Origin of the sequence: uncultured Bifidobacterium sp. (assembly GCF_949292005.1) — a bacterium.
In the GTDB taxonomy this organism is placed as follows: domain Bacteria; phylum Actinomycetota; class Actinomycetes; order Actinomycetales; family Bifidobacteriaceae; genus Bifidobacterium.
Map to the genome: position 1 here is coordinate 1 of NZ_CASEXV010000074.1, position 14,183 is coordinate 14,183.

Annotated in this window: 10 protein-coding genes and 1 tRNA gene; 8 read left to right on the plus strand and 3 right to left on the minus strand. The window is 60.5% G+C overall.

Annotated features, from left to right (window positions below; translation table 11 throughout):
* Window positions 1-116 precede the first annotated feature (116 nt).
* Complete coding sequence (gene pyk, locus Q1X90_RS05380) at window positions 117-1,562, plus strand: pyruvate kinase (protein WP_300767321.1); 1,446 nt, start codon at window positions 117-119, stop codon at window positions 1,560-1,562.
* A gap of 92 nt (window positions 1,563-1,654) precedes the next feature.
* Here the strand turns inward: pyk and Q1X90_RS05385 are convergent, their stop codons facing one another.
* A complete protein-coding gene (locus Q1X90_RS05385; protein WP_300767323.1) occupies window positions 1,655-2,266 on the minus strand; it encodes an NUDIX hydrolase in 612 nt (203 codons plus the stop codon).
* A 217-nt stretch (window positions 2,267-2,483) separates the two neighbouring features.
* Here Q1X90_RS05385 and Q1X90_RS05390 point away from each other — a divergent pair.
* From Q1X90_RS05390 to glgX, 6 genes are all read left to right on the plus strand, one after another.
* Window positions 2,484-2,557, plus strand: a tRNA-Leu gene (locus tag Q1X90_RS05390).
* A gap of 75 nt (window positions 2,558-2,632) precedes the next feature.
* Complete coding sequence (locus tag Q1X90_RS05395) at window positions 2,633-3,427, plus strand: response regulator (protein WP_300767325.1); 795 nt, start codon at window positions 2,633-2,635, stop codon at window positions 3,425-3,427.
* On the plus strand, window positions 3,405-6,332 hold the full coding sequence (polA, locus tag Q1X90_RS05400; protein ID WP_300767327.1) for a DNA polymerase I: 2,928 nt from the start codon (window positions 3,405-3,407) through the stop codon (window positions 6,330-6,332). Before Q1X90_RS05395 ends, polA begins: the two co-directional genes overlap by 23 nt.
* Window positions 6,333-6,417: 85 nt before the next feature.
* The gene (locus Q1X90_RS05405) at window positions 6,418-7,392 is read left to right on the plus strand and encodes a Nif3-like dinuclear metal center hexameric protein (protein WP_300767329.1); all 975 of its coding nucleotides are present in this window, start codon (window positions 6,418-6,420) and stop codon (window positions 7,390-7,392) included.
* Window positions 7,392-8,018 (plus strand): NUDIX hydrolase, encoded by a 627-nt coding sequence (locus Q1X90_RS05410; protein ID WP_300767331.1) that lies wholly within the window; start codon window positions 7,392-7,394, stop codon window positions 8,016-8,018. The genes Q1X90_RS05405 and Q1X90_RS05410 overlap by 1 nt, the downstream gene beginning before the upstream one ends.
* A 100-nt stretch (window positions 8,019-8,118) precedes the next feature.
* A complete protein-coding gene (glgX, locus tag Q1X90_RS05415) occupies window positions 8,119-10,242 on the plus strand; it encodes a glycogen debranching protein GlgX (RefSeq protein WP_300767339.1) in 2,124 nt (707 codons plus the stop codon).
* Between the two features lie 82 nt (window positions 10,243-10,324).
* On the opposite strand, the gene Q1X90_RS05420 is transcribed toward glgX, so the two are convergent.
* Both Q1X90_RS05420 and Q1X90_RS05425 read right to left on the minus strand, forming a co-directional pair.
* Window positions 10,325-11,536: an ABC transporter permease gene (locus tag Q1X90_RS05420; protein WP_300767333.1), complete on the minus strand. Its 1,212-nt coding sequence runs from the start codon at window positions 11,534-11,536 to the stop codon at window positions 10,325-10,327.
* 76 nt (window positions 11,537-11,612) lie between these two features.
* On the minus strand, window positions 11,613-13,811 hold the full coding sequence (locus Q1X90_RS05425; protein WP_300767335.1) for a DUF2075 domain-containing protein: 2,199 nt from the start codon (window positions 13,809-13,811) through the stop codon (window positions 11,613-11,615).
* A 93-nt stretch (window positions 13,812-13,904) separates the two neighbouring features.
* Between Q1X90_RS05425 and Q1X90_RS05430 the strand changes: the two genes are divergently transcribed.
* Window positions 13,905-14,183, plus strand: a 279-nt coding sequence (locus Q1X90_RS05430) for a nucleotide pyrophosphohydrolase (RefSeq protein WP_300767337.1), incomplete at its 3' end; no start/stop codon positions are given.

Below are 14,183 nucleotides of genomic sequence, written 5' to 3' on the forward strand. Positions count from 1 at the left end.
ACAACACGCTGGAGATGTCACACACAACGGTCAGGAAAACTAGTAGGGTGGATGGTGTGCGCCCGGAATACCATCGGACGCGCGAAAAATGCACACGAACAGGAGTAGGCAAGCATATGCGTAAAGCCAAAATCGTCGACACCATCGGTCCCGCTACCGAATCGCTGGAGAACATCACCAAGCTCGTCGAGGCCGGAATGGACGTCGCGAGGCTCAATCGTTCGCACGGAACCCCTGAGGATCACCTCAAGGTATACAACAACGTCCGTGAGACTTCCAAGGCCACCGGCCGCAATGTGGCCGTTCTGGTCGACCTCCAGGGTCCGAAGATCCGCTGCGGCTTGTTCAAGAAGAACGCCGACGGCGAGGATAAGGTCCAGCTCAAAGCCGGACAGGAATTCATCATCACCACCGATGACGTCGAAGGCGACGAGACGATCACGTCCACCACATTCAAGGGACTGCCAGGTGACTGCCATGCGGGCGACCCCATCCTGATCGACGACGGCAAGGTCCGCCTTGAGGTGACCAAGGTCGAGGGGAACAACGTCCACACCAAGGTCGTGGTCGCGGGACCGGTGTCCAGCCACAAGGGGATCAACCTTCCCGGAGTCGCCGTAAGCCTTCCGGCTCTGACCGACAAGGATGAGGCGGATCTGCGCTGGGGAATCCAGACAGGCGCCGACATCATCGCCATGTCCTTCGTCCGTTTCGCCACCGACATCGACCGCGCCCACGAGATCATGGACGAGGAGGGACGCCGCATTCCGATCGTCGCCAAGATCGAGAAGCCGCAGGCGGTGGAGAACCTTGAGGAGATCGTCAAGTCGTTCGACGGCATCATGGTCGCGCGTGGTGACATGGCCGTCGAGATGCCCTTCGAGGAGGTTCCTCTGGTCACGAAGCGGTGCATCGAGCTCGCGCGTCAGTATGCGAAGCCGGTCATCGTCGCGACTGAGGTTCTTGGTTCCATGGTCCACTCGCCGGTTCCATCCCGCGCAGAGGCATCCGATTGCGCGAACGCCATCCTTGATGGCGCGGACGCGACCATGACCTCCAACGAGACCGCCGTGGGCGACTATCCCGTGGACACGGTCAAGACGATGAGCCGCATCTCCGGTTATGCCACCGAGCACGGCTACGACCGCATCCCCAACCTCAAGAACCTTGACATGTCAAGCACCGGAGCCGTGTCGTCGGCCGCTGTGGATCTTGCCGACAAGCTCAACGCCAAGGCCATCGTGGCGTTCACCCAGACCGGCAGCACCGTCCACCGCGTCTCACGAGAGCGTCCGGCCGCGCCGATCTACGGCATCACGAACAATGCGCACACGTTCCACTGGCTCGCTCTCAGCTGGGGCACGGAGGCGTTCCTTGTCGAGGAGGATTACCACGACAAGAGCCGCAAGGATCTGATGACCTATACGGATGAGGTTCTTCGTAACGCAGGAAAGGTCTCCAACGGAGATAAGATCGTCGTCCTCAGCTCGGCACAGGGCGATCATCAGCCTGGCCGCACTGACTCGATCTACGTCCACACGGTTGGCGCCTGCGACGACTGATCGCCTTTGTTCTGCGGCGGGCATCCTCACCGGATTATGTGAGGGTGCCCGCCGCGCTATTTCATCTAGTGTTTATCTGTTTATCGCGCCGTCTACTGCGCCGAATCGGCTGTTTTCGGATGCCTCAAACCATCGTGCAGACGCATGATGGCGATGATTGATTTGGCGTCGATGATGATTCCTCGAATGACCATGTCATAGGCTTCCGCGGGGGAGACAAGACGGACATTGGAGCGTGGGGACTCCGGGCCGATCGCGGTTCGGTCCGTGGCCGTGAGGTCGGTGGCGTAGAACAACGATGTGTGCTGCGTGGAGAAGCTTGGCGTGTTGAGGAAACGCATGAACTGCGACACGTGGGCGGCGTCGAAGCCGGCCTCCTCCTTGAGCTTGCGCAGGGCGACATCCAGAGGCTTCTCGTGTTCCAAGCGGGCATGCCCGGCGGGAATCTCCAAGGTCCATCGATGGCTCGGCAATCTGTATTGCTCGACGAGCGGAATGCTTCCATCGGCCGTCTGGGCTATGACTCCGATGGTGTCGCCATGCTTCTCCCGAAGGATGAGACGTTTGAAGGTCTCGGATTCGGATGAGCTGAGCGCGAGCTCCTCCACCGTGAAATAATGGCCGTCGATCAGCTGCCTACGTGATTGCTCCCTCACCGGTGCGGGACGCCAAGGATCGAATCTCCGATAGGTTCGTGTGCTCATTCCAACTCCAACTCCTCATGACGAGGCGGGTGCGGTGATTGAGAGCCGACCGCCGCGCCCTCTGATCTCTTTCTTCGTATTCTAGGGCCACACCACGTGAAACGCCGTGGGCACAAGACCGGATGACGCCGCCCGATGACGGCGACACACGTCGTCTAGGGTGCTGATATGCTTATCTGCGTGATGTGCGCAGCGGTCATGTGACCGCGCGCTCCTCGCCCCTGTATCCCAATTGGTAGAGGAAGCAGCCTCAAAATCTGCACAGTGTGGGTTCGAGTCCCACCGGGGGCACGTGCGAGTGGAAGGGGCGCCAGGTCGTCGCCGATGCCGGAGCGCGGATCCATCGTCCGTTGGAAAGAGGTTGATATGCCCGCAAGGAAGAGGAACGGCGAATCAGCGGCCGGTAGGGATGGGGTTCTCACTCCTGAGGAGATCGAGGCAGCGGCAACGCGTGATGACGCGTCCGATGCTGCGCCGGAACATGCTTCGTCGTTCAAGCCGACGGTCGTCGTGGCCGAGGACGAGTCGGTCAATCGCATGGATCTCGTCGCCATGCTTGAGGACAACGGGTATGAGGTCGTCGGTCAGGCCGCGAATGGCGAGGAAGCGGTTGAGCTGACGCGCAAGCTGCGTCCCGACGTGGTCTGCATGGATGTGAAGATGCCCCGCATGGATGGCATCACCGCGGCAGGAACGATCTGCGACGAAAACATCGCTCCCGTGGTCATGCTCACGGCCTTCTCGCAGACGGATCTGGTGAAGAAGGCGACAGGCGCCGGCGCCATGGCGTATGTGACGAAGCCCTACGAGGAATCGAAGCTTCTTCCGGCGCTTGAGGTCGCGATGGGCCGTTTCAGCGAGATCAACGATCTTCTCGATAGCGTGGAGGCCAGTGATCGACGCCTTCGGGAGGCCGAGGACAGTCTTCGCGTCGCCGAGGAGAAACTCCACAAAAGCGAGGAGACGCTCGAGGAGCGCAAACTTGTCGATCGTGCCAAGGGCCTTCTGATGGACAAGGCCGATTTCTCGGAGCAGGGCGCGTTCCGGTGGATTCAGAAAACGTCGATGGACCAGCGCATTCCCAAGAAGAGGCTCGCGTTGGCCATCATTGCCAAGTACGGCGACCCCAAGGAGGACGATGGCCCAGAGGACGAGCGATAGCTCCATCGACAAGGGGAACAAGGCCGTCCCGGACGGGGGAACTCTCCTCGTCGTCGACGGCCATTCGTTGGCTTTCAGGGCCTTCTTCGCGCTTCCTGTGGAGAATTTCAGCACATCGTCGGGTGTTGCCACGAACGCCATCTGGGGATTCGCCACCATGCTCTCGCAGGTCATACGGTCGGAGAAACCGGATCATCTTGCTGTGGCGTTCGACGTGAAAGGTGGCACCTTCCGCAACACGCTTCTTCCCCAATACAAAGGCACGCGCGACGCGGCCCCCGAGGAGCTTCTCGTCCAGCTTCCACTCATTCAGCGCATGCTTGAGGCGCTTGGGGTCACCTACATCGAGAAGCCCGGGTATGAGGGCGATGACATCATCGGCACGCTCGCCAGCATGGGTGAGGCCGAGGGGCTTCGGACACTGGTCCTCTCCGGCGATAGGGATGCCTTCCAGCTCATCGACGACAGCGTCACGGTTCTCTACCCCGGGCATCATTTCAAGGACCTTCATCACATGACGCCGGATGCGGTCATGGAGAAGTATCACGTCGCCCCCGCGCAATACCCGGATCTGGCGGCGTTGAGAGGCGAGACGTCGGACAACATTCCCGGGGTCCCCGGAGTCGGCGATGGATTCGCGGCGAAATGGATCGCGCAGTACGGGTCGCTTCAGGGAATCGTCGAGAACGCGGAGTCGATCGGCGGCAAGAAAGGCCAGTCGCTGAGAGACAACATCGATCAGGTTCTTCTCAATCGCAAGGTCAATGCGCTGGTGCGGGATCTGGATTTGGGGGTGGCTGTCGACGATCTGACCTTCGGACGCCCGGACAGGCCCGCGCTCACCAAGCTTTTCGCGGAGCTTGAGTTCGGTGAGAGGACCATGCGCAAGGTTCTCGAGGCCTTCGACTCCGGGGATGCGGATGCGACGCCGGTTGGCCAGGCCGCGGTGGAGCTGGACGTTCCGCGGTTCGATGTGATTCAGACACCGGACGATCTGCGTGCGTGGGCGAAAGAGGTCCTTCCCGCCGGTTCTGACGTGGAGGACTCCATCTCGGCGGAAGCGGACGATGGCGATGACGCGATTCTCTCTCCCGCGGAGAATGGATTGCCGGTGATTGATTCCGCGTCAGGCACGCCGGCGGTCGACTCTGCCATGACCGTGTACGCGCAGGGGGACGCCAAGCCGGGTGCGACAAGGCTGGATTGCGTGGTTCTGCTGTTCGATGGTCGGGCCGCCGTCATCGAGACACGGGAGGGCAGCTGCACATCCCCGATGTCCGATGTGATCAACGATGCCTTGTCCCGTTGGAATGGTCGGATAATCACTCATGGGTACAAGGAGCATCTGCACATGCTGGGAGCATGTGGGGTTCGGATGCCGAGGCCCGTGTTCGACACCAAGCTTGGCGCGTATCTTGACCAGCCTGATTTCCATGCGGACACTCTGGAGCAGTGCGCCGCGCATTTTCTTGATATCCATTCGGACGAGGATGTCGAGAAGCCGGCGCAGGGAGTCTTGGACATCGACGGATTGTCGGGGGAGAACGCTGCCGATGACGACGGGGGCCGTGCCGTGGCGCGTGCGCGCATCGTCCGGCAGGCGGCGATGGTTCGTGGGCTCGCGCGACGACTGGCCGCTGTGCTGGACGAGAGGCATCAGTATGGGCTGCTCACGACCATCGAGCTTCCCACGTCCCAGGCGTTGCACGGCATGGAGGTCGCCGGCGCCCGCGTGGACGCGGCGCGCATCGACGATCTTCTGCGGCAGTTCACGGCGGATGCCGAGCAGGCGCAGCGAATCGCCTGGGACGCGGCCAGACGCGAGGTGAATCTGCAAAGCCCCAAGCAACTGCAGAGCGTGCTTTTCGACGATCTGGGACTGCGTCCCACCCGCAAGACGAAAACGGGGGCACGGACGACCAGCGCGGCCGCGTTGCAGGATCTTTACGCACATTCCGTCGACAACGAGCGTGCGAACGCTTTCCTTGGCGCACTGCTCCGGCATCGTGAGACGAATAAGCTCAAGCAGATCGTCCAGACCCTGATCGACTCGATCAATCCGCGCGACGGGCGCATCCATACCACCTATGAGCAGACGGTGGCGGCGACGGGACGGCTGAGCTCCACTGATCCCAATCTGCAGAACATCCCGAACAGAAACGCCGAGGGTCGTGAGATCCGATCCGTGTTCGTGCCGGGGGATGGCTATGAGTCGCTTCTCAGCTGCGACTATTCGCAGGTTGAGCTGCGCATCATGGCGGATCTGTCCGGCGACGAGGCTCTGATCGAGGCGTTCCGCTCAGGTGCCGACTTCCATCGGTATGTGGCCAGTCTGGTGTATCAGGTTCCCGTTGAGGACATCTCGCCTGACCAGCGCAGCCATGTGAAGGCCATGAGCTATGGGCTCGCGTATGGGCTGAGCACCTACGGGCTGGCGAAGCAGCTCGGTGTCAGCCCGGCCACCGCGGATATGCTCAAGGACAAGTATTTCGCCACATTCGGCAAAGTCCACGATTATCTCGAGTCTCTTGTCGCCGGCGCGCGGGAGAAGGGCTACACGGAGACGATGTTCGGGCGTCGTCGGTATTTCCCGGCATTGCGCTCGACGAACCGTGCGGCGCGGGATGCGGCCGAGCGTGGGGCACTGAACGCGCCCATCCAGGGTTCGGCTGCGGACATCATGAAGTTGGCGATGATTCGGGCCGTGCGCTCCCTGAGGGCCGAGGGGCTTCGCAGCCGGGTCATCCTTCAGATCCATGACGAGCTTGTGGTCGAGGTGGCGACGGGGGAGCGTGAACGGGTCGAGGATGTGGTCCGCGACGCCATGGAGAACGCGGTGTCGCTGGCCGTGCCTTTGAGCGTGTCCGTGGGAGTGGGAACGGACTGGCAACTCGCCGCGCACTGAAAGCCGGATTGTCTGTGAGCGGATTCGCGCGCTGCGCTTATTGTCGGAACCGGGTCGCGCGTTGCGACGGAAGGAGTCGGTCATCATGGTGAGACTGTCGAGGGTCGTGGAGGCTCTGGAGGTTCTTTATCCCCTGCGTTGGGCTGAGGATTGGGACCATCCCGGTCTGATCGTGGGGATGGGCGACGACGAGGTTCATACGATCGCCTTCGCGGTGGATCCGACGGCAGCAGTCGTGGACGCGGCCATCGAACGTGGGGCCGATCTTCTGGTGTGCCATCATCCGCTGCTGTTCCGATCGGTGCACGAGGTGTCGGGCCTCTCCTACGCCGGGGGTGCCGCGCATGGTTCCCTTGTCGCCAAACTGTATCGAGCGGGCTGCGGATTGTGGGTGGGCCACACCAACGCCGATGTGTCCTTCCGTGGGGTCGGGCAGGCGGCGGCCGACGCGTTCGGTCTTGTTGATCAGCATCCTCTTGTGCCGGTGGGTGACGCGGAGTCCCGGTCCGCACGCGATGAGACACCTCGGGGAGTCTCCCAAAACCGTGCGGAGGACGGTTCGTCGAACGCCCATGCGGTCGATGACCGTGCGACGTTCGAACCGGGATTGGGCCGTGTGGGTCGTCTCGCCGAGTCGATGACGCTGTCCGACTTCGCGCGTCGCGTGGCGGAAGCCCTGCCTCACACCGAATTGGGCGTGCAGGTGGCCGGCGATCCGAGTGCGATGGTCAGTAGTGTCGCAGTGGTTCCCGGATCAGGGGATTCGTTGTTCGACGAGGTCCGCGCATCCGGAGCGGACGTGTACGTCACCAGCGACTTGAGACACCATCCGGCGACCGATGCGATCGAGCGGGCCCGGTATGAGGCTGGTATCAGGGAGGGCGGCGACCATGCCGTGCGGCCCATGCTCATCAACACGCCGCATTCGGCCATAGAATCGCTGTGGCTGGATTATGCGCTCGACGATGTTCCCGATCAGGTCGCCAGACTCACGGGAGAACGTCCGGATGTCTTCCGGGTGGGGATTCCCACCGATCCGTGGACGCTGGTGATTCGCTGATGGAGGGGAACGACGCCACGGTCGACGAGCGTCTGTCGGCGTCCTCCGATGGCGTGGACATGACCGCGTCTCCACGGATCGTCAGCAGCGAGACCGTCTATTCGGGGCCGATTTTCGATATCGAGGATGTGTGGATCGACCTGCCGACCACATCCGGCGGCTTCGAAAGAATCAGTCGTCAGCTTATCCGTCACGCGCCCTGCGTCGTCATGCTCGTGCATGATGTCGCGCGTGACCGTTATCTGCTGGAGCGTGAGTATCGGATAGGATCGCACGGTTTTGTCCCTGGCTTGCCGGCGGGGCTGATTGACCCGGGGGAGGACGTGCAGCATGCCGCGCTGCGCGAGCTCGCCGAGGAGACGGGCGTGGTCGTCGATGGTCCCGGGGAGGTGCGCATCGAACGCGTGGATGACTGCTATTCGTCGGAGGGAATGACCGATGAGCTTGCGCACATCATGATCGTGCGGCTGGGACGCTTCACCCAGAAGGCGCGTCATTTCGACGAGAGCGAGCATGTGGAGTCCACGTGGGTGACGTGGAACGAGCTTATGGACGCGCATATCGCGGCGTCCAACTCCACAATCGCCATACTTCATGAGCGTCTGCGGAGAGAAACTCGCAGATAACAGGGCATAAGGTGGAGGTTGTCGGCTGGTTCGCCGAGAATCCGTCCGCGGAACGCCGTGGCGTGAGATACTTGTTCGCATGCAGATCAGACCTGGTTCCATGTTTCCTCTTGGTGCGAACTATGATGGCGCGGGCGTGAACTTCGCGCTGTTCTCACAGGTCGCCGAACGTGTGGAGCTCTGCCTTTTCGATGATTCCAACCATGAGACGCGCATCGAGATGACCGAGCAGAACTCCTACGTGTGGCACAACTACATTCCCGGGATCCAGCCGGGTCAGCTTTACGGATATCGCGTCCATGGACCGTACGATCCGGCGAGGGGACTGCGCTGCAACCCCCACAAGCTGCTCCTCGACCCCTACGCCAAGGCCATCGAGGGCAACATCGACGGCGATGAGAGCCTGTACTCGTACTGGTTCGAAAGCCCCGACGACCTTACGGCGATGAACACCCTGGACTCCACGGAGCATACCATGAAGGCCGCCGTCGTCAACCCCTACTTCGATTGGGGAAGCGACCAGCATCCGTTCATCCCGTACCACGATTCGGTCATCTACGAGGCGCACGTGCGGGGGATGACCAACCTCGATCCCCATGTGCCGCCCGACCTTCGCGGCACCTATGCGGGGCTCTCTCATCCCACCGTCATCGACTATCTCAGGAAGCTCGGCGTCACGGCCATCGAGCTCATGCCGATCCATCAGTTCGTCAACGACGCGTTCCTGCAGGAGAAGGGGCTGAGCAACTACTGGGGATACAACACCATCGGATTCTTCGCCCCGCATAACGCCTATTCGAGCTCCGGGCAGCGAGGCGAGCAGGTCAACGAGTTCAAGGCCATGGTCAAGGCGTACCATCGCGCCGGCATGGAGGTCATCCTCGACGTGGTCTACAACCACACCGCCGAGGGCAACGACAAGGGACCGACTCTGAGCTTCCGTGGCATCGACAACAAGTCGTACTACCGCCTGGTCGACGGGGACGAGCAGCACTATTTCGACACCACCGGCACGGGCAATTCCCTTCTTATGCGTTCGCCGCACGCGCTGCAGCTGATCACCGACAGCCTGCGCTACTGGGTGACCGAGATGCATGTGGACGGCTTCCGGTTCGATCTCGCCGCCACATTGGCGAGGCAGTTCCAGGAGGTGGACAAGCTGTCCGCGTTCTTCGACATCGTCGAGCAGGATCCGGTGATCTCCCGCGTCAAGCTTATCGCCGAACCGTGGGATCTGGGCTCGGGCGGCTACCAGGTGGGCGGTTTCCCCTCCAGCTGGTCCGAATGGAACGGACGGTACCGTGACTGCGTGCGCGACTTCTGGCGTTCGCAGCCCTCCACGCTTCCCGAATTCGCGAGCAGGCTGATGGGCAGTTCGGACCTGTACCAGCAGAACGGGCGCCGTCCCGTGGCGTCCGTGAACTTCATCACCGCCCATGACGGCTTCACCATGAACGATCTGGTGAGCTACAACGAGAAGCATAACGAGGCCAACGGCGAGGGCAACCGTGACGGGGAAAGCAACAACCGTTCATGGAACTGCGGGGTCGAAGGCCCGACGTCCGAGCCTGACGTCAACGAGCTGCGGCAGCGTCAGATGCGCAACCTGTTCGCCACTCTTCTGGTGAGTCAGGGGATTCCCATGATCTGCGGCGGTGATGAGGTTGCACGCACCCAGCAGGGCAACAACAACGCCTACTGTCAGGACAACGAGATCTCCTGGACGAACTGGGAGATGGACGACTCCAAGCAGGAACTGCTGGATTTCGTCTCGAGGATGATCCACCTGAGGCTGGAGCATCCGGTCCTCCACCGACGGCGCTTCTTCACCGGCCGCGACGGCGAGGATGATGGTTCCGGCAGAATTCCCCAGGTCGAATGGTTCGATCATGACGGTTCGATCATGGATATGGACGACTGGCAGAACACGCATGCGTTCACCGTGATGATCTTCCTCAACGGCGCGGATATACCGGAGGTCGATTGGTATGGCAACCGCATGGTCGACAACGATTTCATCCTCATATTCAACGCGCACTACGAGCCGATCATGTTCACGCTTCCCGACGAGCGGTATGGCACAAAATGGCAGCTGGTCGTGGACACTCACAATCCGAAGGGCCCGGAGCTGAGCTATGAGGCAGGATTCGCGATCACTGCGCAGCCGCGCAGCTTCCTGCTGCTGCAAAGCGCGACGAAGCCGGTCGTCCCGGTGGAATACTGAGGTGCTGATCTATTCGGATCGTGGTTGTCGTGGTTGTCGTGGTTGATCGTATCGTGACTGATCGAGCGTCGCCCGTCGTCCGTCAGCGCTCGGTGGATAGCCGGGACTCCGGTTCGGATAGGATTTCCGTGCCAAGGCGACTGATGGGGACGTGGACGGGGCGGTTTGTCGAGGGAACGACGAGCGCGTCACCCTCCGCCGCCAGGATCGGAAGATTGCGTATGCGGCTTTCGACGCGGTCGGCCTCCATCGCCGCCACCTGACGGGTGAAGACGATGAACCACGCCATGAAAAGCAGTCCCGCAATGCCCTCCACGTTGGTGAGGGTGTTGCCTCCGGCCAGCCACAGGATTCCCGAAACGCTGCATACGATGATGATCGTCGCGGACATCACGTACATCGAGCGTGAGAATTGCGGGGCCACCCAGCGCAGCCCGATCAGCAGAACGCCCATCACGCAGGGGAGTCCGCGGGCGAACACGTTGTGCAGGATCGGATGCGGTGTGTAGCGGAAGGCGCCGATGCCGATGAACGCCACCCCCGACAGGCTGAGGAGAGCGGCAAGGATGATGATCCTCGTGCGGAAATGTCTGGTCTCCGTGTCGCTGGGAAGGTCGTTGTCCGTGGAGTGCCGACGATGGAGCCTTTCGGTGGTGATGAGCTCCGACAGGGCGAAGTAGGTGATGATGATGACGCATACGCCCGCGAGCATGAGGGTGGAGTTGAACATGCGCGCCGCGAAGGTGGTCCGGTCACCCAGCTGTGAGAAATTATTGCCGGCCCAGTAGGGATCGTCGCTTGTCAGACCCGCGGTGGTCACTCCGGCGACGACGAAAAGGGGAAGAAGACCGGAAAGCGTTTTGGCGTCCATCAGCATCGCCTGGACGAAGGTGAGGTAGCCGGCGATTCCCGCGAACGCGGCGCACAGACCGGAAAGATAATCATTCGTTGAACTGCCCAGAAGCTCGTTCATCATGACGAGCGTCATGAACGACGTGAGAAACAACGTCGAGGCGTAGACGGTCGAGAGCGCAACGATCTCCACCACACGGCGGATGGGAACCAGCCAGCCGAAACGCAGGTTCCATGATCGTGACTGGCGGGCGTATCCGATGGCGAACGACAGCGTGCCGCACCCGGCGATGATGGCCGCGCAGACCAGATACAGCCGCTGACTCACCTGCCAGATGGCCGGGGCGTATCGAAGATAGATGGTCATGCCCACGAAACCGACGGCAGCGCAGATAAGGCTTGACACGAGTCCCGCGGTCTCGGCCCGCTGATGTCGTCCCATGTGCTACCTCCCGCAGTCTCGCGGCCATTGTAGCGGTGTCGTGAGATATGGGGGTTCTGTGTGGCGGGGATGGCGGCTAGCCGAGCAGGTGCGGCTGAAGAATTTCCCGGAGCCGATCGCGCAGCTGACGGTCGACGGCGAAGATATAGAGGCCGTGAACGCCTCGCGTGAGAAGAACGTTCAACTCGTTGCGAAGATTCGTGACTGAGAAGTCCTGGGAACCGCCTCGTTTGTTGGTGGCCAGATAGTTCCGGCTGTTATGCGGGTTGATCACGATCCGCCCATCCCGATATTGCACTGATGGTCCGATGATCACACCGGCATAGTTGAGATCGAAACCTTGGATGGTGAATGTGGAACCTATCTCATCGATCGTGTAGCTTTTCTCCGCCCACGCCGCATGACGGTTTACTCCTCGTGCGGGCGCGGGGTCTTTCAGTTGATAATTCCATGGCATGGCGAAGTGATCCACGCATGATGTTCGACGATGTCCCTGGGAAACATCCTTGTCTTCCATGTCAGGCGGAGCCGTGGCCCGCCAGGAGCCGGTCCCGTCTTTATACAGGGTGACGTTCCATAGACCCTGCGGATCGTCAGGATTCGCCGTTGCCGAGGAATACTTCCAGTCATACGTTGCGAGGACACGTGACAGTCCCTGTCCATCCGGTCCGTCGCTGGCAAGCATGGACTTTCGCCGTATCGCGTGGACAAGCGCATGGGGGGAATCGAAGCTTCTGATCTCGTAGGGTCTCTGATCGGAGTCCGCGTGGATGTCGCGTCCTTGATCATCAAGCTCTATGGCATCGATGGACCGGCAATGTGCGAAGTCCTCGATCCACCGAATCACCGATGGGCTGGCGTCGATGCGGAACTGATGGCGGAAGGAGATGTGGGCGACGTCCATGTCGAGTGGGGGCAGGCCATCATCGTGTCCGAAAGAGACATGACGGAATGCCGTTGACGCATGGGACGGCATTCCTGTTGCACTTGAAACACTGTCTTTCTGATCGGTGAAGATCGTATCCAGATCCTTCTGTGACCACTGTTGCGAGGACTGCAGAATCTGGTCCCTGTCGAAGACGGCGACGACTATCCGCGCCCGTCGGAGTATGTCCCATAATTGGTTCTTCCCCGAATAGCCTTGGTCGCCCTGTGTTTTGAGGAGGTGGGCCTCGTCAACGAGAACGATGTCGGCCTTGCCCTCCGGCGTTGACACGTCCCCACGACCATGTCCTCCGGCCCGTTGTCTGCTGAAGCGGTTGATGAAGGTCGTGGGCTTGAGAACGACGGCTTTCTCATGTTTTTGCAGTCCGAGTTTCGTGGCGATCTGGTTGTAGACGGTTACCTGTTCTTTGTGGTTGACGACGATGTACGCCTTATGACGGTTCTCGGCGGGAGAGACCATCCGTATTTCATCGTCGTCATCCTCCGGATCGGCTGCCGACGCGAATGCCGGTTCCGGAACGAGCAATTCGGTGTTGATCCGATAGAAAAGATGGCTGAGAAGAACCGTCTTTCCCGTTCCGGCCGCACCGCTGATGACGATCAGAGTCGGCCTCTGACGGTCGTTCATGGCGTCGTTCATGGCGGCGGAATCGTTCAGGCGCCGCGACAGGATGTCGAGGATTCCGTTCTCGGCGCTCTTCTGCTCATCGTTCAGCTTATGGAACGGGGACGCCTTGAAAAGCGCGGAATCATGAATGATCTCTTCGGTGGGGAAGAGTTCAGGGTCCGATCTATGCAGACCGAGCCAGATGTCGGTGAATATTCGATCGAACTGATCCGATGTGAAATAGTCGCCCTGGGCGTTGGTTCTTCTGTTGCGCAGATGCGTGACCGATGATGCGCTGGACATGTAATGCATCAGACGGTTCTCCACGTCAAGCGTCAGCGATTTGTTGAACCTGCTATGGGCGATGACGTATTGGTGGAACGCCGCCTCATCCGTCTTTGTCGCCGTGGCCACCTCAAGCCAGTCGCTTCGCGTTTTTGGATCCGCGTTGAGATGCTGCTGGGTGCGTTGGATGATGTCATTGGTCTCGCCCACATAGACGGTGAATGTCGGATGCTGATTATGCCGGTTTTGGTTCGTGGAATACACGATGTAGACCGTGGGGTAGCCGATGACGTAATGCAGCGCATGCGATTCAAGGGTTGATTTATGCGGGATGGCACCCGTCGCATCCACGGTTCTCCGTATGGCTTCGTCGAAATCCATCAGCGAATACCGTCCATAGGGGAGATTGACGATGATGGGACTGTCGTATTCGCTCATGACTCCATAGTATTGCCGTGGTTGAATTACGGGGATTGGGATATCGGTGGACTGGTCGTCGCGGCTTCTTCGGGAACGAGATAAGTTGGTCGCATGATCAGTCGGACAACCATTGACGCCATCGAACGATTCACCCGTGACCGACACTGGGAGCAGTATCATACCCCTGAGAATCTGGCCAAATCCATCGCCATCGAGGCCGCCGAGCTTCTGGAATGCTATCAGTGGGGGTCGGACGCCCGCATGGCCGATGATGATCACGCGAAAGATGAGCTCGCGGACGTTCTGACGTATTGCGTCATGTTGGCCGACAGTCTGGACTGCGATATGGACGATATCATTCTCCGCAAGCTTGAGCGGTCGAAGGGAAAA